General features: G+C 72.6%; 24 protein-coding genes, 1 tRNA gene and 2 riboswitches. Of the genes, 12 read left to right on the top strand and 13 right to left on the bottom strand.

All coding sequences use genetic code 11. The features are described 5' to 3' along the window. From ACZ6YG_RS22875 to ACZ6YG_RS22855, 5 genes are all read left to right on the top strand, one after another. On the top strand, positions 1 to 765 hold the full coding sequence (locus ACZ6YG_RS22875; protein ID WP_466019131.1) for a 3-oxoacyl-ACP reductase: 765 nt from the start codon (positions 1 to 3) through the stop codon (positions 763 to 765). Beyond that, positions 762 to 1,490 (top strand): gamma-glutamyl-gamma-aminobutyrate hydrolase family protein, encoded by a 729-nt coding sequence (locus tag ACZ6YG_RS22870; protein ID WP_466019130.1) that lies wholly within the window; start codon positions 762 to 764, stop codon positions 1,488 to 1,490. The genes ACZ6YG_RS22875 and ACZ6YG_RS22870 overlap by 4 nt, the downstream gene beginning before the upstream one ends. Positions 1,491 to 1,507: 17 nt before the next feature. Continuing rightward, positions 1,508 to 1,605: riboswitch (glycine riboswitch) on the top strand. Beyond that, positions 1,606 to 1,703, top strand: a riboswitch (glycine riboswitch). A gap of 32 nt (positions 1,704 to 1,735) precedes the next feature. After that, complete coding sequence (gene gcvT, locus ACZ6YG_RS22865; RefSeq protein ID WP_466019129.1) at positions 1,736 to 2,827, top strand: glycine cleavage system aminomethyltransferase GcvT; 1,092 nt, start codon at positions 1,736 to 1,738, stop codon at positions 2,825 to 2,827. Beyond that, positions 2,824 to 3,213 carry a glycine cleavage system protein GcvH gene (gene gcvH / locus ACZ6YG_RS22860; protein ID WP_148033847.1) on the top strand — a complete coding sequence of 130 codons (390 nt, stop codon included), beginning with the start codon at positions 2,824 to 2,826 and terminating at the stop codon, positions 3,211 to 3,213. The genes gcvT and gcvH overlap by 4 nt, the downstream gene beginning before the upstream one ends. A 57-nt stretch (positions 3,214 to 3,270) precedes the next feature. Then, positions 3,271 to 4,647: an L-serine ammonia-lyase gene (locus ACZ6YG_RS22855; protein ID WP_148033848.1), complete on the top strand. Its 1,377-nt coding sequence runs from the start codon at positions 3,271 to 3,273 to the stop codon at positions 4,645 to 4,647. Positions 4,648 to 4,673: 26 nt separating this feature from the next. Here the strand turns inward: ACZ6YG_RS22855 and ACZ6YG_RS22850 are convergent, their stop codons facing one another. Further along, positions 4,674 to 5,183 carry a hypothetical protein gene (locus ACZ6YG_RS22850; protein WP_148033849.1) on the bottom strand — a complete coding sequence of 170 codons (510 nt, stop codon included), beginning with the start codon at positions 5,181 to 5,183 and terminating at the stop codon, positions 4,674 to 4,676. Next, positions 5,183 to 5,782, bottom strand: a complete 600-nt coding sequence (locus ACZ6YG_RS22845; protein ID WP_466019128.1) for a DUF6286 domain-containing protein — start codon at positions 5,780 to 5,782, stop codon at positions 5,183 to 5,185. Before ACZ6YG_RS22845 ends, ACZ6YG_RS22850 begins: the two co-directional genes overlap by 1 nt. A gap of 138 nt (positions 5,783 to 5,920) precedes the next feature. On the opposite strand from ACZ6YG_RS22845, the gene ACZ6YG_RS22840 reads away from it, so the two are divergent. Further along, entirely contained in the window at positions 5,921 to 7,111 is a 1,191-nt protein-coding gene (locus tag ACZ6YG_RS22840) for an amino acid deaminase/aldolase (RefSeq protein ID WP_466019127.1), read from the top strand. A 3-nt stretch (positions 7,112 to 7,114) separates the two neighbouring features. Here the strand turns inward: ACZ6YG_RS22840 and ACZ6YG_RS22835 are convergent, their stop codons facing one another. Further along, on the bottom strand, positions 7,115 to 7,444 hold the full coding sequence (locus tag ACZ6YG_RS22835) for a DUF3618 domain-containing protein (protein WP_148033852.1): 330 nt from the start codon (positions 7,442 to 7,444) through the stop codon (positions 7,115 to 7,117). 112 nt (positions 7,445 to 7,556) lie between these two features. On the opposite strand from ACZ6YG_RS22835, the gene bcp reads away from it, so the two are divergent. Then, complete coding sequence (bcp, locus tag ACZ6YG_RS22830) at positions 7,557 to 8,030, top strand: thioredoxin-dependent thiol peroxidase (RefSeq protein ID WP_148033853.1); 474 nt, start codon at positions 7,557 to 7,559, stop codon at positions 8,028 to 8,030. A gap of 84 nt (positions 8,031 to 8,114) precedes the next feature. Further along, positions 8,115 to 8,198: transfer RNA gene (locus ACZ6YG_RS22825), tRNA-Leu, on the top strand. Between the two features lie 4 nt (positions 8,199 to 8,202). Here the strand turns inward: ACZ6YG_RS22825 and ACZ6YG_RS22820 are convergent. From ACZ6YG_RS22820 to ACZ6YG_RS22810, 3 genes are all read right to left on the bottom strand, one after another. Beyond that, positions 8,203 to 9,189, bottom strand: a complete 987-nt coding sequence (locus ACZ6YG_RS22820) for an HNH endonuclease signature motif containing protein (RefSeq protein ID WP_466019126.1) — start codon at positions 9,187 to 9,189, stop codon at positions 8,203 to 8,205. A 33-nt stretch (positions 9,190 to 9,222) separates the two neighbouring features. Beyond that, entirely contained in the window at positions 9,223 to 10,176 is a 954-nt protein-coding gene (locus tag ACZ6YG_RS22815; protein ID WP_466019125.1) for a 2-hydroxyacid dehydrogenase, read from the bottom strand. A gap of 63 nt (positions 10,177 to 10,239) precedes the next feature. Further along, positions 10,240 to 10,638: a hypothetical protein gene (locus ACZ6YG_RS22810; protein ID WP_397198342.1), complete on the bottom strand. Its 399-nt coding sequence runs from the start codon at positions 10,636 to 10,638 to the stop codon at positions 10,240 to 10,242. A 146-nt stretch (positions 10,639 to 10,784) separates the two neighbouring features. Here ACZ6YG_RS22810 and ACZ6YG_RS22805 point away from each other — a divergent pair, with 146 nt between their 5' ends. From ACZ6YG_RS22805 to ACZ6YG_RS22790, 4 genes are all read left to right on the top strand, one after another. Then, entirely contained in the window at positions 10,785 to 11,951 is a 1,167-nt protein-coding gene (locus tag ACZ6YG_RS22805; protein WP_466019124.1) for a sensor histidine kinase, read from the top strand. A 19-nt stretch (positions 11,952 to 11,970) separates the two neighbouring features. Continuing rightward, on the top strand, positions 11,971 to 12,621 hold the full coding sequence (locus ACZ6YG_RS22800) for a response regulator transcription factor (protein ID WP_466019200.1): 651 nt from the start codon (positions 11,971 to 11,973) through the stop codon (positions 12,619 to 12,621). 108 nt (positions 12,622 to 12,729) lie between these two features. Further along, entirely contained in the window at positions 12,730 to 13,473 is a 744-nt protein-coding gene (locus ACZ6YG_RS22795; protein WP_466019123.1) for an ABC transporter ATP-binding protein, read from the top strand. 1 nt (position 13,474) lies between these two features. Continuing rightward, positions 13,475 to 15,958: an ABC transporter permease gene (locus ACZ6YG_RS22790; RefSeq protein ID WP_466019122.1), complete on the top strand. Its 2,484-nt coding sequence runs from the start codon at positions 13,475 to 13,477 to the stop codon at positions 15,956 to 15,958. A gap of 197 nt (positions 15,959 to 16,155) precedes the next feature. Here the strand turns inward: ACZ6YG_RS22790 and ACZ6YG_RS22785 are convergent, their stop codons facing one another. The 7 genes from ACZ6YG_RS22785 to murI form a co-directional block, all read right to left on the bottom strand. Continuing rightward, positions 16,156 to 16,425, bottom strand: coding sequence for a hypothetical protein (locus ACZ6YG_RS22785; protein WP_148033860.1), 270 nt, complete (start codon positions 16,423 to 16,425; stop codon positions 16,156 to 16,158). Beyond that, complete coding sequence (locus ACZ6YG_RS22780) at positions 16,422 to 17,075, bottom strand: toxin glutamine deamidase domain-containing protein (RefSeq protein WP_271279083.1); 654 nt, start codon at positions 17,073 to 17,075, stop codon at positions 16,422 to 16,424. The genes ACZ6YG_RS22785 and ACZ6YG_RS22780 overlap by 4 nt, the downstream gene beginning before the upstream one ends. A gap of 1,600 nt (positions 17,076 to 18,675) precedes the next feature. Continuing rightward, positions 18,676 to 20,253: a molybdopterin-dependent oxidoreductase gene (locus tag ACZ6YG_RS22775; protein WP_466019121.1), complete on the bottom strand. Its 1,578-nt coding sequence runs from the start codon at positions 20,251 to 20,253 to the stop codon at positions 18,676 to 18,678. A gap of 47 nt (positions 20,254 to 20,300) precedes the next feature. Further along, complete coding sequence (gene rdgB / locus ACZ6YG_RS22770) at positions 20,301 to 20,891, bottom strand: RdgB/HAM1 family non-canonical purine NTP pyrophosphatase (protein WP_397198345.1); 591 nt, start codon at positions 20,889 to 20,891, stop codon at positions 20,301 to 20,303. After that, entirely contained in the window at positions 20,888 to 21,607 is a 720-nt protein-coding gene (gene rph, locus ACZ6YG_RS22765) for a ribonuclease PH (RefSeq protein WP_148033863.1), read from the bottom strand. Before rph ends, rdgB begins: the two co-directional genes overlap by 4 nt. 31 nt (positions 21,608 to 21,638) lie before the next feature. Next, complete coding sequence (locus ACZ6YG_RS22760) at positions 21,639 to 22,391, bottom strand: MBL fold metallo-hydrolase (protein WP_397198346.1); 753 nt, start codon at positions 22,389 to 22,391, stop codon at positions 21,639 to 21,641. Continuing rightward, on the bottom strand, positions 22,345 to 23,211 hold the full coding sequence (gene murI, locus ACZ6YG_RS22755) for a glutamate racemase (RefSeq protein ID WP_397198347.1): 867 nt from the start codon (positions 23,209 to 23,211) through the stop codon (positions 22,345 to 22,347). The genes ACZ6YG_RS22760 and murI overlap by 47 nt, the downstream gene beginning before the upstream one ends. Between the last annotated feature and the right edge of the window lie 9 nt (positions 23,212 to 23,220).

Genomic DNA, 23,220 nt, shown 5'->3' with positions numbered 1-23,220 from the left:
ATGCAGCGTTTGCTGGACCGCGTGGCCGTCATCACCGGAGCGGGCAGCGGCATCGGCCTGGCCACCGCGCACCGGTTCGCCGAGGAGGGCGCCAAGGTCGTCTGCGTCGACATCGACGAGGAGGCGGGCGCCAAGGCCGCCACCGAGATCGGCGGCCTGTTCGTCAAGGCCGACGTGACCAGCGAGGACGACGTGGCGCGGATGTACGAGACCGCGTTCGAGACCTACGGGAGCGTGGACGTCGCGTTCAACAACGCGGGCATCTCGCCGCCCGACGACGACTCCATCCTGGAGACCGGCATCGACGCCTGGCGCCGGGTCCAGGAGGTCAACCTGACCAGCGTCTACCTGTGCTGCAGGCACGCCATCGGCTACATGCGCCGCCAGGGCAAGGGCTCGATCATCAACACCGCCTCGTTCGTGGCCGTCATGGGGTCGGCGACCTCGCAGATCTCCTACACCGCTTCCAAGGGCGGGGTGCTGGCCATGTCGCGCGAGCTGGGGGTGCAGTTCGCCCGGGAGGGCATCCGGGTCAACGCGCTGTGCCCGGGGCCGGTCAACACGCCGCTGCTCCAGGAGCTGTTCGCCAAGGACCCCGAGCGGGCGCAGCGGCGGCTGGTGCACGTGCCGCTCGGCCGCTTCGCCGAGGCGTCGGAGATCGCGGCCGCGGCCGCCTTCCTGGCCAGCGACGACGCGTCGTTCATCACGGCGTCGCAGTTCCTGGTCGACGGGGGGATCTCCGGCGCGTACGTGACGCCGCTGTGAGCCGGCCCGTCATCGGCGTCAGCACCTACGTCGAGCCCGCCCGGTTCACGGTGTGGGACCTGCCCGTGGCGCTGCTGCCGTACATGTACGTGGAGCAGGTGACGCGGGCGGGCGGGCAGCCGGTGCTCATCCCGCCGGCGGGCGATCCGGCTGCGCTGGTGACCCGGCTGGACGGGCTGATCCTGGCGGGCGGCGGGGACATCGACCCGGACCGGTACGGCGCGTCGCCCCACCCCCGCACCGACTACATCCGGAAATTTCGTGACACCGCCGAGTTCGCCCTGATGACCGCGGCCCTGGAAGCCCGGACCCCCTTCCTGGGCGTCTGCCGGGGTCTCCAGGTCCTCAACATCGCCATGGGCGGCACCCTCCACCAGCACCTGCCTGACGTCGTCGGCCACACCGGCCACTCCCCCGCCCCGGGCCGGTTCGGCCCCCTCCCCGTGCGCCCCGCCGCCGGCAGCAAGCTCGCCAAGATCCTCGGCGGCGCCCCGGTCACCGTGCCCCACTACCACCACCAGGCCGTCGACCGCCTGGGGGCGGGCCTGACGGTGACGGCCACCTCCGAGGACGGCACGATCGAGGCCGTGGAGCTCGACTCCCACCCGTTCGCCGTCGCCGTCCAGTGGCACCCTGAGGCCGCCGACGACTGCGCGCTCTTCGAAGCCCTGGTCGCGCATGCCGCGGAGTTCGCGGACGCGACAATTCACCCCGAAGGCCATTAGGCTTGCCACATCACCGTCGAAGCCGTGCGGGAGAGCGCCCTGACAGCCGGTCGGGGCCCCTGAAGGAGCAAGCCCTCCCCGCGAACCTCTCAAGGCAAAGGACCGTACGGCCGAGGTGTCCTCTGGAAAGCAGGTCCGCGCGACCTCGCCGAAGGTGAAAGTCCGGAAAAAAGCCGGGTGAAGCTCTCAGGCACCGACGACAGAGGGGGAGGATCCCGGCATCCGATCCTGTCCTGAGGTGCGACATGTCACGACCGACGCCGCTGAGAGACGTGCACGAGTCTCTCGGCGCCACCCTGACCGACTTCGCCGGCTGGCTCATGCCGCTGCGCTACGGCAGCGAGTCCGCGGAGCACAACGCGGTCCGCCAGGCGGCCGGGCTCTTCGACCTGTCGCACATGGGGGAGATCTTCCTCACCGGCCCGCAGGCGGCGGACGCCCTGGACTACGCCCTGGTGGGACACCTGTCGGCGCTGGCGACCGGGCGGGCGCGCTACACGATGATCGTCGACGAGCGCGGCGGGGTGCTGGACGACCTCATCGTCTACCGGCTCGGCGACGAGGAGTTCATGGTCGTGGCCAACGCCTCGAACGCGGGCAAGGTCGCGGACGAGCTGATGACCCGCGCCAAGGCGTACGACGCGCGGGTCGAGGACCGCTCCGACGAGTACGCCCTCATCGCCGTCCAGGGCCCGCGCTCCCAGGAGATCCTCGCCACCCTCACCGACGCCGACCTGGCCGGGCTCAAGTACTACACCGGCCTGCCCGGCAGGGTCGACGGGCGTGAGGCGCTCATCGCCCGCACCGGCTACACCGGCGAGGACGGCTTCGAGCTGTTCGTGGCCGTCCAGGACGCGGTGCCGCTGTGGCACGCGCTGACCGCCGCCGGCGAACCGTACGGGCTGAAGCCGGCCGGGCTGTCCAGCCGTGACACGCTCCGCCTGGAGGCGGGCATGCCGCTGTACGGCAACGAGCTGAGCGTGAAGCTGACCCCGTTCGACGCGGGGATGGGCAGGGTGGTGAAATTCGACAAGCCGGGCGACTTCGTGGGCAGGTCGGCGCTGGAGGCGGTCAAGGACACCCCGCCGCGGCGCCGCCTGACCGGGCTGGTCGCGCGCGGCCGCCGGGTGCCCCGCCACGGATACCCGGTGACCAAGGACGGTGCCGTCGTCGGCGAGGTCACCAGCGGCGCGCCCTCGCAGACGCTGGGCAAGCCCATCGCGCTGGCCTACGTCGACGCCGGCATCGACGCCGGCGAAGGTCTGGCCGTCGACATCAGGGGCAGGCAAGAACCCGTGGACGTGGTCGAGCTGCCCTTCTACAGGAGGAACAAGTGAGCAACATCCCTGACGACCTGAGCTACACCAAGGAGCACGAGTGGATCTCCGGCCTGGAGGACGGCCTGGTCGCCACGATCGGCATCACGGCCTTCGCCGCCGAGGCCCTCGGTGACGTGGTCTACGTGCAGCTCCCGGAGGTCGGCTCGACCGTGGAAGCCGGGGACTCGATCGGCGAGGTCGAGTCCACCAAGTCCGTGAGCGAGATCTACACGCCTGTCGGCGGCGAGGTGGTCGAGGTCAACCAGACCCTGGTGGACGACCCGTCGCTGGCCAACAGCGACCCGTACGGCGAGGGCTGGATGTTCAAGGTGCGCGCCGACGGCGACGCCGCCGACCTGCTCTCCGCCGAGGAGTACGCCGCCCTCACCTCGGGCGAGTCCTGACCCACCCGCCGGGGCCCGGCACCGGGCCCCGGCCCCGCGCGTGAAAGGCGCACATCAATGGCGATCAGCGTCTTCGACCTCTTCAAGATCGGGATCGGTCCGTCCAGCTCCCACACCGGCGGCCCGATGGCCGCCGCCCACCGGTTCGCGCGCGGCCTGCACCAGGACGGGCTGCTCGGCCGTACGGCACGTGTCGAGGCCATCCTGTACGGCTCCCTCGGCCTGACCGGCAAGGGCCACGGCAGCGACAAGGCCGTCCTGCTGGGCCTGTCGGGCGAGAAGCCCGAGCTGGTGGACGTCGACACCGTGGACGAGCGGCTGGCCGCGATGCGCGAGTCCGGCACGGTCCGGCTGTTCGGCGAGCGGGAGATCCCGTTCGTGATCGGCGAGGACCTGGTGTTCGAGCGGAAGATCTCGCTGCCGGAGCACCCGAACGGCATGCGCTTCACCGCCTACGACGAGGCGGGCGGGAGCCTGCGCGAGAAGGTGTACTTCTCGGTCGGCGGCGGCTTCGTGGTCGACGAGACCGCCACCGGCGCCGGCCGCATCAAGCCGGACGACACGGTCCTGCCCTACCCGTTCACCACCGGCGAGGAGCTGCTCAAGCACTGCTCGGCCACCGGCCTGTCGATCTCCGGGCTGATGCTGGAGAACGAGAAGGCGTTCGGCCTCGGCGAGGACGAGATCCGCGCCCGCGTCCTCGACCTCTGGCGGGTCATGACGGAGTGCGTGCGGCGGGGCATCGCCAAGGAAGGCGTGCTGCCCGGCGGGCTCAAGGTCAAGCGCCGCGCCCACCAGCTGCACCGCCGCCTGCAGGCCGAGTCCGCCGAGAAGGACCCGCTGCAGGCGATGGACTGGGTGTCGCTGTTCGCCCTGGCCGTCAACGAGGAGAACGCCGCCGGGGGCCGCATCGTCACCGCCCCCACCAACGGCGCGGCCGGCATCATCCCCGCCGTGCTCACGTACTACTCCCGCTTCACCCCGAACGCCGACGACGACGGCGTGATCCGCTTCCTGCTGACGGCGGCGGCGATCGGCGTGCTGTTCAAGGAGAACGCGTCCATCTCCGGCGCCGAGGTCGGCTGTCAGGGCGAGGTCGGCTCGGCCTGCTCGATGGCCTCGGCGGGGCTCACCGAGGTCCTCGGCGGCACCCCCGAGCAGGTGGAGAACGCCGCCGAGATCGGCATCGAGCACAACCTGGGCCTGACCTGCGACCCGATCGGCGGCCTGGTGCAGATCCCGTGCATCGAGCGGAACGCGGTCGCCTCCATCAAGGCCATCACCGCGGCCCGCATCGCGCTGCGCGGCGACGGCCGCCACCACGTGTCGCTCGACAAGGCCATCAAGACCATGCGCGACACCGGCAGGGACATGCTCGACAAGTACAAGGAGACCTCGCGCGGCGGCCTCGCCGTGAACGTCATCGAGTGCTGAGACGCTAATCCCAGGCGGCGTGAGGTCTAGCGACGGACGTGGATGCGGACCACCGCGCCCAGCTCGTCGTCGCGGACCTCACGCCGGATGCGGCCGACGATCTCCCGGTCCAGCTTGCCCACCACCGCGCCCACGTCCGCCCCCGGCGGGCAGGAGAGCGAGATCCGCAGCCGGGCCGTGCCTTCCAGCTCGCCGAGCACCCGCACCGCCGCCCGCGACAGCCCTTCCACGTCCTTGAGGCCCACGCAGAGCATCGCCGTGCCCGTGCCGGACCGCGTCCCGAACCGGCCCCAGCCGAGGCTCAGCAGCAGCCACCGGAGCGTCACCAGCGCGAGCACCACCAGCACCAGGGCCACCAGCCACGGCACCCACGGCTGCCCGCTCAGGGCGTCGGCGGTGCGCTCCGGCAGCACCCTGGCCCGCGGCGACAGCCCGCGCAGCTGGCCCTGGCCGCGCAGCCAGGCGAAGCCGCCGGCGATCAGCAGCACCGCGCCCACCACGGCCAGCCCCAGGCGGTTGCCCCCGTACTGCCGCATCACAGCCCCTTCCTGCGCAGCCGCACCACGACCTCACCCGTGCCGAGCGTGCCCAGCCCCGCCAGCCGGTCGCCCACCGCGGTGCCCACCTGCCTGAGCATCGCGCCCGACGACTCGGGGCCGGTCACCACGGTGACCTCGATGCGCCGCCTGCGCAGCCGTACCCTGACCCGGTCCACCCCGTCGGCCTGCCGCGCGACCTCGCGCAGCGTGCGGCGCAGGCCGGAGCGGGTGATGCCGATGACGATCAGCGGGTCCGTGGTCTCCACGGGTACGAGCCTGCACCGGCCCGGCAGCACCGCCAGCAGGAGCAGGCCCACGCCCAGGCCCGCGACCCCCAGCGCGGGCGCCGACAGATCCTTCCACGACGACGCGGACGCCAGCGCGGCGGCCTCGTCGATCGACACCAGGCCCAGCGGCCGGGCCCACAGGCCCGCGACGATCTCCGCGGCGAGGAGCCCGAGCCCGGCGGTCAGCAGCGCCGCCACGGCCACACCGGCGGGCGTTCTGGCCGGCCGGAGCACCCGGCGGGATCTGCGGACCGGGGAGTCGCGCACCGTGGCGGAGGTACCGGGCAGAAGCTGCTGGAGCGTGGTCATCACAACCATCAGAGGTACACGGGCGAGGCTCCCGCTCGACCGTGTCCCCGCCGCCCGTTTGCAGGATCATTACGGGCCACGCGATCAATGCGAATCAGCCTCATGTTCAATTGCCGGTTATGCCGTTACGCTGCCGGTATGGACGACCGCCAGCGCTACGACCGTGCCACCGCCGCGCTCGAGCCGCCGTTCGCCATCCTCGACCTGGCCGCGATGCGCGCCAACACCGCGAGCATGGTGCGCCGGGCCGCGGGCAAGCCGATCAGGGTGGCCACCAAATCACTCCGATCCCGGCCGGTGCTGGAGCGGGTGCTGGCCATCGAGGGCTTCCGCGGCCTGATGGCGTTCACCCTCCCCGAGGCGCTCTGGCTCGCGTCGCGAGGCCGCACCGACATCCTCGTCGCCTACCCCACCGCCGACCGGCAGGCCCTCGCCGCCCTGGCCGCGGACGCCGACGCCGCGCGGCACATCACGATCACCGTCGACTCGGCCGACCACCTCGCCTACCTGGACCAGGCGCTCTCCGGAGTCCACCCCCGGCACGAGATCCGGCTCTGCCTCGACATCGACGCCGGCTTCGTCGCCCTCGGCGGCCGGTTCAGGGCCGGCGCGCTGCGCTCCCCCGTCCGCGACGCCGACCAGGCCGCCCGCCTGGCCGCCGACATCGCCAAACGCCCCGGCTACCGGCTGGCCGGACTGCTCGCGTACGAGGCCCAGATCGCCGGCGTCGGCGACGCCCCCCAGAGCGCCGCCTACGGCCGCGTCGTGCGGCTCATGCAGACCCTCTCGGCCAGAGAGCTCGTGATGCGCCGCGGCCGCATCGTCAACGCCGTCCGCCAGGTCGCCGACCTCGAGTTCGTCAACGGCGGCGGCACCGGCTCCATCGAACGCACCGTACGCGAGAAGGCCGTCACCGAGGTCGCCGCCGGATCCGGGCTCTTCCACCCCAGGTTGTTCGACTTCTACCGCGGCTTCACCGGCCACCCCGCCGCGATGTTCGCGCTCCCCGTCGTGCGCCGTCCCTCACCGGACACCGTGACCGTGCTCGGCGGCGGCTACATCGCCTCCGGCCCCCCGGGCACCGGCCGCGCGCCCCAGCCGTACCTGCCCGCCGGCCTGCGCTACAGCCGCGACGAGGGCGCGGGCGAGGTGCAGACCCCCCTCACCGGCCAGGCCGCCGAGGACCTGCGCGTCGGCGACCGCGTCTGGTTCAGGCACGCCAAGGCGGGCGAGCTGTGCGAGCGCTTCGACACCCTCCACCTCGTCGACGGCGACACCGTCGTGGAATCCGTGCCGACCTACCGCGGCGAGGGCAGGACGTTCCTCTGACCGCTACCGGCGCCTGCGCCGCCGCCACAGCACCACGGCCGCCCCCAGCACCAGCACCGCGCCCACCCCGATCAGCACCGGGGCCAGATCCGGCGGCTCCTCGTCCCACAGCCGCTCAGGGTCCTGCCCCAGCTCCACCGGCCGCGGCGACATGCCCAGCGCGTCACTCACCTGCGCCACCAGGTTGCCCGCCCTGGTCTTCACGTCCGCCACCGTGCGCTCGGCGACCCGCTTCGGGCTCACCCGGTCGGCGATGGCATCCACCGTCTGCGCCAACTCCGCGCGCGTCCGCGCGATCCGCCGCTCCAGCTCATCAGGATCGGTGTCAGCCATGACTCTCCTTCCGGCGCGCTCCTGCTCGTGACGATCAGTCTGTCAGGTCATCACCCCGGACGGCACGCCAGCCCGGCCGGTAGGTTCTCCAGGAGAACCACGGGAGGACCTGATGACCGAATCCAAGCTCGCGCCCGGCGACGCCGCGCCCGAGTTCACGCTGCCCACCTCCGACGGCGGCAGCGTCTCTCTCGCCGACCACCGCGGCAAGCGCGTGATCCTCTACTTCTACCCCGCCGCCATGACACCCGGCTGCACCAAACAGGCCTGCGACTTCCGCGACAACCTCGGCCGGCTCACCGACGAGGGCTACGTCGTCCTCGGCGTCTCCAAGGACAAGCCCGCCAAACTCGCCAAGTTCGCCGAACGCGACGCCCTGACCTTCCCGCTCCTGTCGGACCCCGAGCTGGAGATCCACAAGGCGTACGGCGCGTTCGGGCTCAAGAAGCTGTACGGCAAGGAGGTCGAGGGCGTCATCCGCTCCACCTTCGTCATCGACCCCGCCGGAAAGATCGAACAGGCGCTGTACAACGTGCGAGCCACCGGCCACGTCGCAAGCCTCAAGAAGAAACTCGGCCTTTCCTGACCGCCCGGCCAGGCACCGGAAAAGCGGTTCCTCCGGCGCCTGGCCAGAGCGCTAAAATGTCGAAAGCCCGCTCAGGCGGGATGCGCGGGCGTGGCGAAATAGGCATACGCGGCAGGTTTAGGTCCTGCTGGTGGAGACACTGTGGGGGTTCGAGTCCCCCCGCCCGCACTTCTCATCGCCGCGCCCCACGATTCCGCCCCGCGTACGTCGGCGTCTGCGCATGACAGTTCGGACACAGCAATCTGAGATTCTCTCGCCGGTTGTCCAGCGGATCGCCGTTCACGTGATCCACTTCCAGGGTCAAGGGAGCACCCTGCCACGTCTCGCCCGTTCCGCACCGTACGCACGCGACCGGCACGCCGATGTCCCGGAGCACTCGGCGGAGCAGCGCCCCGCGGACGCGGCCAGAGCCGGGCGGACGCCGCACGAGGACGGCCGCCGGATCGCTCCGTGAGCGCGGCGGAGGGTCTGACCGGCGGGTGAAGTGGGACATGTCGATGCCGTGGCGGTCGATGCACCGCAGCACCCGACGCCGGTTCGTCTCGTCGGCGGGTAGGCCCAGGAGGCGGATCACCTCCGCGACCGACCGGGAGGTCCTGACGGCTTCGGCGACCGCCGGAGGGCTGAGCCGGAGGCGCCGGTATCCGCCGGGGACGGGAACGCCGGACGCGCTCAGCCTCCGGCGGATCTCATCACGTGTCGTGGTGCGCTCGGGCAGGCCGAGGCGACGCAGGACCTCGCGCATGCTCCTGGCGCCCGCCGCGGCCTCGGCCAGGGCTCGGGCGTCCGGCATGGCGCGGGGCTCGACAGCCGTTTCCGAGGCGCGGGCGAAGTGGGAGATGTCGAGACCGGCCGCCTTGATGCGCCTGCTGATATGTGCGTGCGCGCCACCGCTGCGCGGCACACCCAGGTGATCGAGGACGCCGTTGACGCTCGCCGACGCCGCCACCGCCTCGGCGAGGACCTCGGGTGTGTAGGTGTAGGCCGATCTCCGGCGGAAATGCGAGGTGTCCAAGCCCAGCCTGTCTATCGTGCGGCGCATGCTCGCCCGGGCGCCGCCGGAACCGCGCCGTCCGAGCAGGGCGAGCACTTCGGTCACGGAACGAGCTCGTCGGACGTGCAGGGCCAGTTCTTCGGGATCGATTCGGCCGTACGACATGCGAGGAGCATAGAAACGGTCACCGACAGTCGATCACGACACGATGTTGGCCGGTCGTTCACCGCGGGCGTACTGGGCTATCTGAGCGGCGGCCACCTGCCAGGCGCGGGCGTCCGCCTGGGGGACGTCGCCTGCCACGTGCGGGGTGATGAGGACCCCGGGGGTGTGCCAGAGGGGGTGGTCCGGGGGCAGGGGTTCGGGGTCGGTGACGTCGAGGATGGCGCGCAGGCGGCCGGTGCGGGTCTCGGCGAGCAGGGCCTGGGTGTCGACGACGGGGCCGCGGGCCGCGTTGAGGAGGATGGCGCCGTCCTTCATGGCCGCGAGGAAGTCCTTGTCGGCCAGGTGGTGGGTGTCGGGGGTGAGGGGCAGCATGAGGGCGACCACGTCCTGGGCAGGCAGGAGGGCCGGGAGGTCGGCCATGGTGACGACGCCGGGGCGGGGGTGGCGGGCCATCATCGTGATGTGCGGGCCGAACGGCTCCAGGCGGGCGCGGAGCTGGACGCCGAGGTCGCCGGCGCCGAGGATGAGCACCCGCTTGTCCCAGAGCGTCTCGGCGACGTGCGGGTTCCAGCGGGCGGCGGCCTGGTCGGCGGCGAAGGCGGGCAGGTCGCGGGCGACGGCCAGCAGGGTGGCGGCGGCCCATTCGGCGACGGCGGGGCCGTGGGCGCCGCGCGCGTTCGACAGGGTGACGTGGGCGGGCAGGCGGCCGGTCCAGTTGTCGGTGCCGGCGCTGAGCGTCTGCACGAGCCGGAGCGCGGGCAGCCGGTCGACGAGGGCGAGCACGCGGTCCACCGGGCGGGAGGGGATGACCATGACCTCGGCCGCCTCGGCGCCTTCTGGCGGTTCGTCGCGCACGTCGTACAGGAGCGCGGTGACCCCGTCGACGGCGGCGAGCGCGTCGAGGCCGCGCGGCTCGGGCACGAGGGCGATGAGGGGCTGGTCGGACGCTCCGGACTGGGCGGGCGTGATGGGCTCTTGTGTCGGCATGGTGTTCCCGGGGTTCGGCTGCCACGGGTTCATTCCCCGTATCGGATCGGAGAACCTGGGGATCTAGCCGACGCGCGTCGGGAGGGGCGCCGGTTGGAGGTCGCAGATGACGCGGCCCTCGATGCGGAGGCAGACCGGTGGGCGCTCGCCGGGCCGCTGCCAGGAGTCCGCCGGGCCGGGGCGGGCCCAGAGGGCGCCGGTCAGGGCGACGGCGCCGCCGCCGATGAGGCCGCCCACGACGAGGCCGGCGAGGCCGGCGCCGACGACCTGGGTCTGCTTGCGGCGCAGGAAGTCGCGGAGGGTGGGCTTGGCGGGCGGTGCGGGCAGGGGGCCCCAGCCGGGGCCGGAGTACGGGCCCGGCCCGAGCTCACCGTAAGGCGTGGGGCGGGTGTCCCGGCGGTTCGGGTCGCGCGGTGGCTCCTCTTCACCGCGCGACCCGGCGTCACGATCATGATCCGCCATCACGATCTCCCTTTACTCGCCCCGGAGGGCGCTCCCGGGAACTAGATTGCCGCAGCACCCGTAAGCGTGGCGTAAGACCTGGGTTGTACGCGTACTTCCCCCTCAAGGCTGAGCCGAGTGGTTGGCGGCATCCGTATCGTGAGGATGTGTTCGGCAAGGTGAGGGCGTGGTCGGCGCGCCGCGGGAGGCTGATGGACGCCCTCCGGGTGGCGCCCGTCGCGGTGCTGTGCCTGCTGCCGGCGGTCCCGCAGGTGTTCTACGAGCCCGGCGGGGTGACCGGCTACGTCTTCTTGACGCTGGTGCTGCTGGCGCCGCTGTTCGTGTGGTGGCGGCGGCCGGTGGCGGCGTTCGCGGGTGTCGCGCTGGTGAGCTTCGGCCAGTGGGCGGCGAGCGTGGACGTGCTGCCGGCCAACTTCGTGGTGCTGGTGGCGCTCTGGGCGGTGGCCGCGCGGAGCTCGTTCCGGTGGGCGCTGGCCGCCCTGCTGGTGGCCGAGCTGGGGGTGTTCCTGGCGCTGGTGCGGTGGGACACGCCCACGCTGGGCATGTTCACGACCGGTTCGATCCTCGTGGTGACGGTCTGGCTGGCCGGGCTGTACGCGAGCACGCGCAGGCGTTACCTGGAGAGCCTGGAGGAGCGGGCCAGGCGGGCGGAGCTGGAGCGCGACCAGCGGGCCAAGATGGCAGCGGCGGCCGAGCGGGCGCGGATCGCCAGGGAGCTGCACGACGTGGTGGCCCACCATGTGAGCGTCATGGTGGTGCAGGCCGACGGCGCGGGTTACGCGATCGCCTCCGACCCGGAGCAGGCCCGGCTGGCGGTGCGGACGATCTCCCGTACCGGACGGGAGGCCCTTGCGGAGATGCGCAGGCTGGTGGGCGTGCTCAGGGAGGACGAGGGCGCGGGCGGCGGCACCGACTACACGCCGCAGCCGGGGCTGGCGCAGTTGGAGGACCTGGTGCGCGGGGCGGGCGTGCCGGCCACGCTGCGGGTCACAGGCACGCCGGGCGAGCTGCCGGAGGGGGTGCAGCTCGCCGTCTACCGCATCGTCCAGGAGGCGCTGACGAACGCGCTCAAGCACGGCGGCCCGGACGCGCGCGCCGTGGTGGAGCTGGATTGCCGCGGCTCCGAGCTGGTGGTGCGGGTGACCGATGACGGCAGGGGGGCGGCGGCGCCGCTCGCCTCCGGCGGCCACGGGCTGGTGGGGATGCGGGAGCGGGTCGGCATGTACGGCGGCGAGGTCACGGCGGGGCCGCGGCCGAGTGGCGGCTTCGAGGTGCTGGCCAGGCTGCCGGTGCCGCGGGTCAGGGCGGCTTAGGGAGGTCGGGGTGGACCAGGTGATCCGGGTGATGCTGGTGGACGACCAGGAGCTGCTGCGGGCCGGGTTCCGCATGGTCCTGGGCGCGCAGCCCGACATCGAGGTGGTCGCCGAGGCGGGCGACGGGCTGCGGGCGGTGGAGCTGCTGCGCTCCGTCGAGGTGGACGTGGTGCTCATGGACGTGCGCATGCCGCGCATGGACGGGGTGGAGGCGATCGGCCACATCAGAGGGCCGAAGGTGCTCATCCTGACGACGTTCGACCTGGACGAGTACGCGTTCGCGGCCATCAGGGCGGGGGCCTCGGGCTTCCTGCTGAAGGACGTGCCGCCGGCGGAGCTGGTGAGCGCGATCCGTTCGGTGCACGCGGGTGACGCGGTGGTGTCGCCGCGCACGCTGAAGCGGATGCTCGACCGGTTCGCCGTCCACCTGCCGTCGGAGGCGCCGGCCGCGGCGGCGGAGCTGACGCCGCGCGAGCGTGAGGTGCTGCTGATGGTGGCGCGAGGGCGCTCCAACCTGGAGATCTCCGCCGAGCTGGAGGTGGCGGAGGCCACGGTGAAGACGCATCTGGGGCGGGTGCTGGCCAAGCTGGGGCTGCGGGACCGGGCGCAGGTCGTGGTGTACGCGTACGAGGCGGGCCTGATCGTGCCGTCGCATCGGCCGAACGGCTGAGTGGGGTCGTCTGGCGTCGCAGGAGAAGTCCCTCCTCAGGGCCCATAGATCACGAAATTTCCGGCCATAGCGTGAGTCGCGTTCTTCAGATCCCGACGAGGAGTGGACGTGACTTTCACGAAGACCCGGCACCCCGCCGTGGTGGCCGAGGCGCTGACCAAGGTGTACGGCGAGGGCGACGCCCGGGTGCACGCGCTGCGCGAGGTGGACGTGTCCTTCGGCACCGGCGCCTTCACGGCCATCATGGGCCCGTCGGGCTCGGGCAAGTCCACGCTGATGCACTGCCTGGCGGGCCTCGACACGGCCACCTCCGGGACCGTGCGCGTCGGCGAGGTGGAGCTGACCGGGCTCAGCGACAAGCGGCTCACGCTGCTGCGCAGGGAGCGGATCGGCTTCGTGTTCCAGGCGTTCAACCTGCTGCCCACGCTGAGCGCCGAGGAGAACATCCTGCTGCCGCTGCGGATCGCCGACCGCCGGCCCGACCAGGTGCTGTACGACCGGGTGATCGACACCGTGGGGCTGCGCGACCGGCTGGGGCACCGGCCGGCGGAGCTGTCCGGCGGCCAGCAGCAGCGGGTCGCGGTGGCCAGGGCGCTGATCAGCAAGCCGCAGGTGATCTTCGCGGACGAGCCGACGGGCAACCTGGACTCGCGCAGCGGCGCGGAGGTGCTGTCGTTCCTGCGCACGTCGGTGCGCGAGCTGGGGCAGACGATCGTCATGGTGACGCACGACCCGATGGCGGCCTCGTACGCCGACCGGGCGGTGTTCCTGCGTGACGGCCGGCTGGTGGACGAGCTGTCCGCGCCCACGCCGCAGACGGTGCTGGACACGCTGATGAAGCTGGAGGCGTGAGGTGCTGAGGACGGCTCTCGCCGGGCTGCGCGCGCACCGGCTCCGGCTGCTGCTCACCTCCCTGGCGATCATGCTGGGGGTGGCGTTCATCGCCGGCACGTTCGTGCTGAACGACACCATCCAGGCCGGGTTCGCCGAGCGGGTCACGGCCGACGCCGAGAAGGTCGCGGTCGCCGTACTGCCGGAAGGTCCCGGCGAGCGGATCGGGCCGGAGGTGCTGGAGCGGGTGCGCGCCGTGCCGGGCGTGCGCGAGGCCGTGGGGCTGGTACGGGGCAGCGCGCCGCTGCTGGGCCAGGACGGCAAGGCGGTCGGCGGCATGCCGACCACGGCCGTGTCGATCGTCCCTGGGGCGCTGGACCGCACGACGATCGTCAGCGGCACCGGCCCCGGCTCCGACGACCACGCGGCGGTGCTCGACGAGAACACGGCCGAGGCCGCGGGCTTCCGGGTCGGCGACACGATCAAGGTGCTCGACAGCGGGCGGCGCGAGCACGTGTTCCGGCTCGTCGGCCTTCTGGACCCGGGCCTCGACCAGGAGCTCGCCTACACGGGCGCGGTCGGCTTCACCACGGCCACGGCGCAGCGGATGACCGGCGCCAAGGGCTTCGCCGAGATCGACGTCGCCGGGGACGACCCGGCCGCGCTCAAGCCTGCCGTGGCGGCGGCCGCGGGCGCCGGGCACGAGGTGCTGACCGGCGAGGAACTGGCCGCCGACCTGGCCAGGCAGGCCGGGTTGGAGATGCGCACGCTGACGGTCGGGCTGCTCATGTTCGGGCTGGTGGCGATGTTGGTGGCCGCGCTGGTCATCTACAACACGTTCGGCATCCTGGTGGCGCAGCGCACCCGCGAGATGGCGCTGCTGCGCTGCATCGGGGCCACCCGGGGGCAGGTGTTCGGCTCGGTCCTGATCGAGTCGGCGGTGGTCGCCGTGGTGGCGTCGGTGACCGGGCTCGCGGCCGGATACGGGCTGGGCGCGCTCACGCTCGCGGTCCTGGGCGCCCTCGACGCGCCGCTGCCGACCGAGGCGGCGCTCGCGCTGTCGCCGGAGACCATCGCCGTGGGCCTGGGCGTGGGCCTGGCCGTCACCGTCGGCGCCGCGGTGCTGCCCGCGCGGACCGCCACCCGGGTCGCGCCGGTGGCCGCGCTGCGCACGCAGGTGGAGGAGCGGACGTTCCGCACGGGCGCGCCGCGGGTGGTCTTCGCCGCCCTGTTCCTGCTGGCGGGGCTCGGCGCGGGGGGCGCCGGGGCGCTGGTGCTGCCGCCGGGCGAGCAGACCTCGCTGTTCGTGGTGATGGCGGGCGGCGTGCTGACCTTCCTCGGGGTGCTGATCCTGGGGCCGGTGCTGGTCAGGCCGCTGAGCGCGGTGCTCGGCTGGGTCCCGGCCAAGCTGTTCGGGGTGCCGGGGCGGCTGGCCGTGGACAACTCGGGCCGCAACCCCAAGCGGGCCGCGACCACGACCGTGGCGCTGACGATCGGGGTGACGCTGATGACGCTGATCTCGGTGGTCACCGCGTCCACCCGGGCGACGGTCACGGACAAGCTGGACGAGCAGTTCCCCGTGGACTACGCGCTCATGACCCAGGGCCGCGAGGGAGGCATCCCCCGGTCGGTCGGCGAGGAGCTGAAGGACCGGCCGGAGTTCGCCGCCGTGCTGCGGGTCCGCGACACCGCCGCGACAGTGGGCGGTGTCAGGGTGCGGGTCGGCACGTACGAGGGTCCGATCAGCCCGAAGCTGGTCTCCGGCGCGCTGCCCGAACTGGCCGCCGGGCAGGTGGCGGTGGCCGCGCACGCCGCGCGGGACCTGCGCGTGGGGGTCGGCGACACGGTACGGGTCGGCCCGGGCTCCGGGGCGGTGCCGCTGGAGGTGGTGGCGGTCGTGGACGACGAGTCGCCGCTGCCGACGCTCGCCCTGGCCCCGGGGCAGTTCGCGGAGCTGTTCGGCGACGTCCAGGACAGCCGGGTGCTGATCGATATCGCGGACGACGTGGCGCCCGAGCGGGCGCGGGCCGTGGTGGAGGCGGCCACGGCCGCCCACCCGACGGTCCAGGTGCAGAGCTCGACCGAGGTGCGCGAGGAGTTCGACCAGACGCTGGACATGCTGCTGATGATCATCACCGGGCTGCTCGGGCTGTCGATCCTCATCTCGCTGCTCGGCATCGCCAACACGCTCTCCCTGTCGGTGCACGAACGGGCCAGGGAGTCGGCGCTGCTGCGGGCGCTCGGGCTGACCAGGGCGCAGCTGCGGCGGATGCTGTCGGTGGAGGCGCTGGTGTTCGGGCTCATCGGCGCGGTGGTCGGGGTGGCGCTCGGCCTGGTGTTCGGATGGGCGGCCATGCGGGCGATGCTGGACGGGGCGGTCTTCACCGCGTCGCCGTGGCAGATCGGGCTGTTCGTGCTGCTGTCGGGGGTGGCGGGCATGGTGGCCGCGGTGCTGCCGGGCCGGCGTGCGGCCAGGGCGTCGATCGTGGGATCGCTGGCAGGCTGACCCTTCTAGCCACAAACCCGGATAAATCAGTTATAGGCGGTCAAATCCGGATATGTGTAGCTCGGTTGCGCGCGGGACCTTCGCTCTCGCGTGCCCGAGGGAGGCCGGGCGTCCATGGGGGCGACGCCCGGCCTTGCCCTAGTTTCCAGCGTTTCTATGACGGAGGGGCGCTTTTTCCGTACTTCGTATGGCAGCGCTCAGCGAGGGTGGCGGCCGGGCCAGAGGTCGGCGACCGACTCCGGGTCCAGCAGAGGGCGGGCCACCACCTCTCCCGAGGACCTGTCGATGACGACGCACCCGCCGCCGATCGTGTCCGGCAACCGGGCCGGGTCGTCGGGCTCCGGCTCGCGCGCCCACGCCACGTACCCGTCACCGAACCCGTAGATCCCCACCGGCAGCGCCTCCTCCTGCGGGCGCACCCCGTTGAAGTACTCCTCCGCCAGCGCCCTGGCCTGGTCGAGGTTCATCGCGGCTGCCCCTGCCTGTCGAGGATGACGCAGAACACCCCGGTCACGGTGGTGTAGAGGGGTTCGACGGCCATGTGACCACGCTGGGCGTCGATCCAGATGACCTCGTCCAGGTAGTTGACCGCGTTCCAGGCGTGCGACCCGCCGGCGGGCCAGCGGACCACGATGATCGCCGACGCGCCGTGACCCGCCTCCCGCAGGCGGCGGGCCAGCATGGGGTACGCGTGCCGCCCCTGCCCGGCGTACTGGAAGCGCTGTCCCGCCCAGCGTTCCATCCGCGCCGTGCTGCCCGCCTCTCCGGTGACCAGCGGACGCCCGATGGCGTCGTACTCGGGCGTCCTCGGCGCCGCGGCGGCCGGTTCCCCGTGCCAGGTGGACAGCACGGCCAGTGCGCAGTCGGCGGCGTTCGAGGCCCGGAACGGGTCGTCGGCCGGCCCGCCGCCGTTGATGAGCCGCACCCACGTGCCGCGCGGGTCCGGGAACCTGGCGCCCGGCTCCACCGCCATCGCCAGGTCCTGCTCCACCTGCGGGTCCGGCCGCGCCAGCCCGCCCGGCGCCCCGTACGACCTGCTCCCGGCCAGCTTCGGCGGCCGATGCGGCCAGTCGAACCAGTCATACTCGGCGACCCCCCGCCTGACCCCCGCATCCACCCCATCGGCCCCGGGACCGCAGGGCGCCAACCCTTGATCGAAGACCCCACCGACCGGCAACCCCTGATCGAAGAACCCGCCAGCCGCCGACATCTGATCGAAGGGGCCCCCAGTCTCCAACCTCTGATCGAACGGCTTGGCAGTCTCCGACCCCTGACCGAACGGTTTCCTAGTCACCGACCCGCGACCGGACGGCCCGGCAGTCGCCGCCCCCTGACCAACCGGCCCGGTGCCCGCCAACCCGTGATCAGGAGGACCGGCGATCGCCGCCCCCTGATCAAGAGGACCAGCGGTGGCGGGCTGGTGATCGTACGGGCGAGCGGTGGTGGGCTCGTGATCGTACGGGCGGGCGGTGGCGGGCCAGGACGTCGGCCCACCTGCCCGTACGGGACCGCCGCTCTCTCCTGCGGACGGTGCCGGCGCACCGCCGTCGGCCCTCATCCGCGCCTGGAGGAAGCTCACTGGAGGGACAGCAGGCGCGACGCCCTGACCATTCGCATCGCGTTCAGGCCGCTCGAACGGCCGCGAGTCGCCACCCTCTTCGTCACCTTCACGCCGCTCGAACGACGGCGAACCGCCACCCTCCGAAGCCCCTGCCTTACCGCCGAACCCGGCACCCTCGGCAGGCTGGGGTATCTCACTCCCGGACCCGCCGTTCCCCCACGCCCCGTCACCTTGGGTACCGGCCCTCCCGTCAGCAGGCGAATCGGCGAGGTTCTCCTGCGGCACCGGCCACCCGGAACCCCCGGCCACCGTCGCCGATCCCCGCTGACCGAAACCTCTGACGGGCGAACCGTCCCGTCCCGCATCGCCCCACCGAAACGACCTTCCAGCAGGGAGACCGTCATTCCCACGCCCCGCCGTGCCCTCAATATGCGGCGCGGCACTCGCGCCACCTCGCTGACCAGCACCTCCGATGGGCGAACCATCAGAATCCGCACCACCACCCCACGTCGGATCCCCCGCAGAGGGATCGCCAGCACTATCGCTGTCCCGCTGACCAGGACTGCTGGTGGGCGAACCATCAGCATCCTCACCACGCCACGTCACGGGCGGAGCATCGCCGTCGGTGTCCCGCCGCCACACCGGGGCGTCAGAGTTCCGGTCGTCGCGGTCCCGCCGGCGTACCGAAACGTCAGGATTCCGGTCATCGCGCCAGGAACGGGACGGGCCGTCGGCGAGCCGGTTGCCGGGGCTCTCGGCGTGCTCCTCCGGGCGCGGGCTCGCGGCAGGCCGGAGCGTCGCGTGGGCGGGCGGCGGGCCGGAGTTCCAGGGGCCTTCGCGGCTGCCCTGGACGGGTTCGCCGCCACCCGTGGGGTCGGTCGGGGATGGGTCGGTCGGTTCGGAGTCGGGCGGTCCGGGGGCAGTGGCGTTCTCGTAGTCGAGCCACCGCACCCCGTCTGCGACCACGGGGTTGTACTGCCCCTCGGGTAGGACCCACCGGACGCCGGACTTGCGGTCGCGGGCCACGTCCTGCCTCCTGTCACTGCTCGACGACCGATCGTAGGGGCGGACAGCGTGACGCAGGGGCGAAAGTCAGGAAGATTCTCGGCCAGGACTGGGCGCCCTACCAGCACAAACGCCCCTATCAACGGACGAGTCAGGTGACGTGGACGTCGATCGTGTGCCAGCCGGTGGCGCCGTCGGGCATCACCGGGGCGCGCTGCTCGGTCTGGGTGTATCCGGCCGCGTCCGTCGCCCGTACTTCGAGCGTGTGATCCCCCGGCGTGGCGTCCCAGTCGAGCGCCCACTGCCGCCAGGTGTCCGGGCCGGGCACCTGGGCGAGCCGGGCCTCCCGCCACGCGCCTCGGTCGACCCGTACCTCCACGGCGTCGACACCCTTGTGCTGAGCCCAGGCGACGCCCGCGATCGTGGTGCGGCCCGCCGGCACCGTGGCCCCCGGCGCCGGGACGTCGATCCGGGACTCCGTCTTGATGGGCGCCCTGGCCGACCAGCCGCGCGGCGTCCAGTAGGCCTCGTCGGTGTCGAACCTGGTCGCCTTGACGTCCACCACCCACTTGGTCGCCGAGACGTACCCGTACAGACCCGGCACCACCTGCCGCACCGGGAAACCGTGGGCCACGGGAAGCGGCTCGCCGTTCATCGCGACGGCGAACAGGGCGTCCCTGCCGTCCATGACGACGTCCACCGGCGTGCCGCAGGTGAAGCCGTCGGAGGAGGTCGACAGCAGCATGTCGGCCTCCGGGCGGAGCCCCGCCTCGCGCAGCACGTCGGCCATCCGCACCCCGAGCCAGCGCGCGTTGCCCACCAGAGGGCCGCCGACCTCGTTGGAGACGCAGGCGAGGGTGATGTCGGCCTCCATGAGCGGGCGCCTGAGCAGCTCCTCGTACGTGATCTCGATCGGGCGGTCGACGAGGCCGTGCACGCGCAGGGTCCACGCCCGCGGGTCCACCTGGGGGACGATGAGCGCGGTGTCCACCCGGTAGAAGTCGGCGTTCGGGGTGACGAACGGCGACAGGCCCCTGATCCGGAGATCGACTCCGGCCGGAAGGGGCGGGGCCGGCACGGCGGGCGCGGGGATCGCGACGTTGACCCGTGCCGCGTCGACGGCGCGAGCACCACTGAGCGAACGGCCCACGACGGCGGCGGCCCCGGCGGCCACCACTCCCCCGGCAGCCCCGGTCAGCAGCCTGCGCCGGTCGAACGCGTACGGCATGCCCGGAGCCCACATGACCCCGGGCCGCTCGACGTCCCCGGTGGAAACCTCGCGGACGGAAGGGGTGGCGCGGCGGAGGATCCAGGACAGGGCCAGGGCGCCCGCCGCCACCCCCGCCAGCGTCGGCAGCGCGTCGGCGGCCGTCGCGCCGGGCCTGGTCAGCACCGCCACCAGCCCCACCACCCCGAACAGCGCCAGCCCCGCCGTCCCGTACGCGCGGCGGCGCCGGGCCACGACGCCGATGCCGGCCGCGATCAGGGTGAGCACCACGAGCACGCCGCCGATGAGGACGTTCTTGTCGTTCTCGCCGAAGGTCCGGATCGCGAACTCCTTCAGCGGCGCCGGCGACAGGTCGACCACCCAGTCGCCCACGGCCAGGACCGGAAACGACGAGGCTCGTACCAGCCCCGCGCCGAGCTGCGCGACGCCGAGCGCCACGGCGCCCGCCACGATGCCTGCCAGCGCGCCCGCCCAGACGGGCGTGACCTGATTACTTCGCACGACTCCGACGCTACGCCGCGCGGCGCCCGGCAGGTCTTAAGGGATGGTTACGGCGCCAGCAGTTCGTGCACGATCGGCGCGAGCGCGCGGAAGGCGCGGCCCCGGTGGGAGATCGCGTCCTTCTCGCCGGCCGTCATCTCGGCCGTGGTGCGGCTGTCGCCGTCGGGCACGAAGATCGGGTCGTACCCGAAGCCGCCCGAGCCGCGCGGGGCGCGCACGAGATGACCGGGCAGGACGCCCTCGGCCACCCTGGACTCACCCGAGGGCAGCGACAGCGCGGCCACGCAGGTGAAGTGGGCGGTGAGCTTGTCGTCGGGCACGTCGGACACCTGGGCGAGCAGCAGGTCGAGGTTGGCCTGGTCGTCGCCGTGACGGCCCGACCAGCGGGCGGAGAACACGCCGGGCATGCCGTTGAGCACGTCGACGCAGAGCCCGGAGTCGTCGGCCACCGAGGGCAGGCCCGACTGCCTGGCCACCTCGCGGGCCTTGAGCAGGGCGTTGTCCTCGAAGGTGACGCCGGTCTCGGCCACGTCGCCGATCTCCGGGAACTCCTCCAGCCCCACGATGTCGAACCCGGCGAGGATGCGCCGCAGCTCGGCGATCTTGCCGGGGTTGCGGGTGGCGAGCAGGATCCTCATGCGGACAGCGCCTCCTGCTGGATGAGCGTGAGCTCCTCGCAGCCGGTCACGGCGAGGTCGAGCAGCCGGTCGAGCGCGCCGCGGTCGAACGGGGCGCCCTCGGCGGTGCCCTGCACCTCGACGAAGCTGCCCTCGCCGGTCATGACGACGTTCATGTCGGTCTCGGCGGCGACGTCCTCGACGTAGCAGAGGTCGAGCATCGGCACCGAGCCGACGACGCCCACGGAGACCGCCGACACCGAGCCGATGAGCGGGTCGCCGGGGCACATCTTGCGCTCGCGCATCCAGGCGACGGCGTCGGCGAGCGCGACGTAGGCGCCGGTGATGGCGGCGGTCCTGGTGCCGCCGTCGGCCTGCAGGACGTCGCAGTCGAGCAGGATCGAGTTCTCGCCCAGGGCCTTGTAGTCGACGCAGGCGCGCAGCGAGCGGCCGATCAGGCGGGAGATCTCGTGGGTCCGTCCGCCGATCTTGCCGCGGACGGACTCGCGGTCGTTGCGGGTGTTGGTGGCGCGCGGGAGCATCGCGTACTCGCCCGTCACCCAGCCCTGGCCGGTGCCGCGCCGCCAGCGCGGCACGCTGTCTTGGACGGACGCGGCGCACAGCACCCGCGTCTGGCCGAACTCCACCAGCACGGACCCCTCCGCGTGGGTGATCCAGTTGCGGGTGATGGTGATGGGGCGGAGCTGGTCGGGGTTTCGGCCATCCTGTCGCGACATGCAGATCAGCCTATCCCCGCCCCGCACGACCTCACGCCAGGTCGTAGACGGCGCCGCTGCGGGCCAGCTCGATCGGCCCGGAGAAGCCGCCGCGGGTGGCGTCGTCCAGCACGTCGGCCGGGTCGTTCCAGGGGACGAGGTGGGTGAGCACGAGCCGCCCGGCCCCGGCCTCGGCGGCGTGCTCGGCCGCCTGGCGGCCGGACAGGTGGAGCCCGGTGGGCAGGTCGGGGCCGTCGAGCATCGACGCCTCGCACAGCAGCAGGTCGGCGTCGGCGGCCAGCTTGACCAGCTCGGCGCACTCGCCGGTGTCGCCGGAGTAGACGACGCTGCGCCCGCCGTGCTCGACGCGGAACCCGTACGCCTCCACCGGGTGGTTGACCAGGGCCGCGGTCACCGTGAACGGGCCGGCCTCGATCGTGCCCGGCGCGAGCCCCGCGAAGTCGAAGGCGGTCTCCAGCCCGGGCTCGTCCGGCATGCCGTAGGCGGCGGCGAGCCGGCGCGGCGCGTCGGCCGGCGCGTAGACGGGCACCCGCGGGTACGGGGCGTCGGGGCCGTAGGTGCGGGCCACGTGGTAGCCGCACAGGTCGAGGCAGTGATCGGCGTGCAGGTGGGTCAGGCAGATCGCGTCGACGTCGTACAGGCCGATGTGGCGCTGGAGCACTCCCAGGGACCCGCTGCCGAAGTCGAGCAGCAGCCGGAAGCCCTCCGCCTCGACGAGGTAGCAGGACGCGGGGCTGTCAGGGCCGGGAAAACTTCCCGAGCAGCCGATGATGGTCACTTTCATGCGGGCCTCCCTTGACGGTGGTACCCCCCACTGGAGCGACTTCGACCGCGTCGATCTCCGGACCCAGGAAGCGGCGTCCGAGCCGGGCGAAGAGCGTGGAGTCGCCGGTGGCGCGGAAGCGGTGCCGGGGGCTGGCCTCGCCGCCGGCCGCCAGGCCGCGGTCGTGCAGGATGCGGTAGACGTCCTTGGCCGTCTCGTCCGCGCTGGACACCAGCGTGACCCCGTCGCCCGCGACATAGGAGATCGCGCCGGTGAGCAGCGGGTAGTGGGTGCAGCCGAGGATGAGCGTGTCGCATCCGGCGTCCTGGATGGGCTCCAGGTAGCCGCGGACGACCTCGATGAGCTGCTCGCTCATCGTCTCGCCGCGCTCGACGTACGACACCAGGTGTGGGGCGGCCACGCCGGTGAGCTGGACGTCGGGAGCGGCGGTGAAGGCGTCGTGGTAGGCCATCGACTCGATCGTGGCCCGGGTGGCGATCACACCGACCCTGCCGTTGCGGGTGGCGCGCACCGCCCGCCGGGTGGCGGGCTGGATCACCTCGACGACGGGCACGTCGTAGCGCTCGCGGGCGTCGCGCAGCACGGCGGCGCTGGCGCTGTTGCAGGCGATCACGAGCATCTTGACGTCGTGCTCGACGAGGTGGTCCATCACCTCCAGGGCGTAGGCGCGCACCTCGGCGATGCGTTTGGGCCCGTACGGCTGCCGGGCCGTGTCGGCCACGTAGGTGATGGACTCATGGGGCAGCTGGTCGATGATCGCCCGGGCGACCGTGAGGCCGCCCACCCCGCTGTCGAAGATCCCAATACTCGCGTCCGGCACGCTTCAGAG

It is taken from the genome of Nonomuraea sp. NPDC054003, from assembly GCF_055585125.1.
The sequence above is the reverse complement of the archived record's forward strand: the minus strand, read 5'-3'. Positions and strand labels throughout refer to the sequence as shown.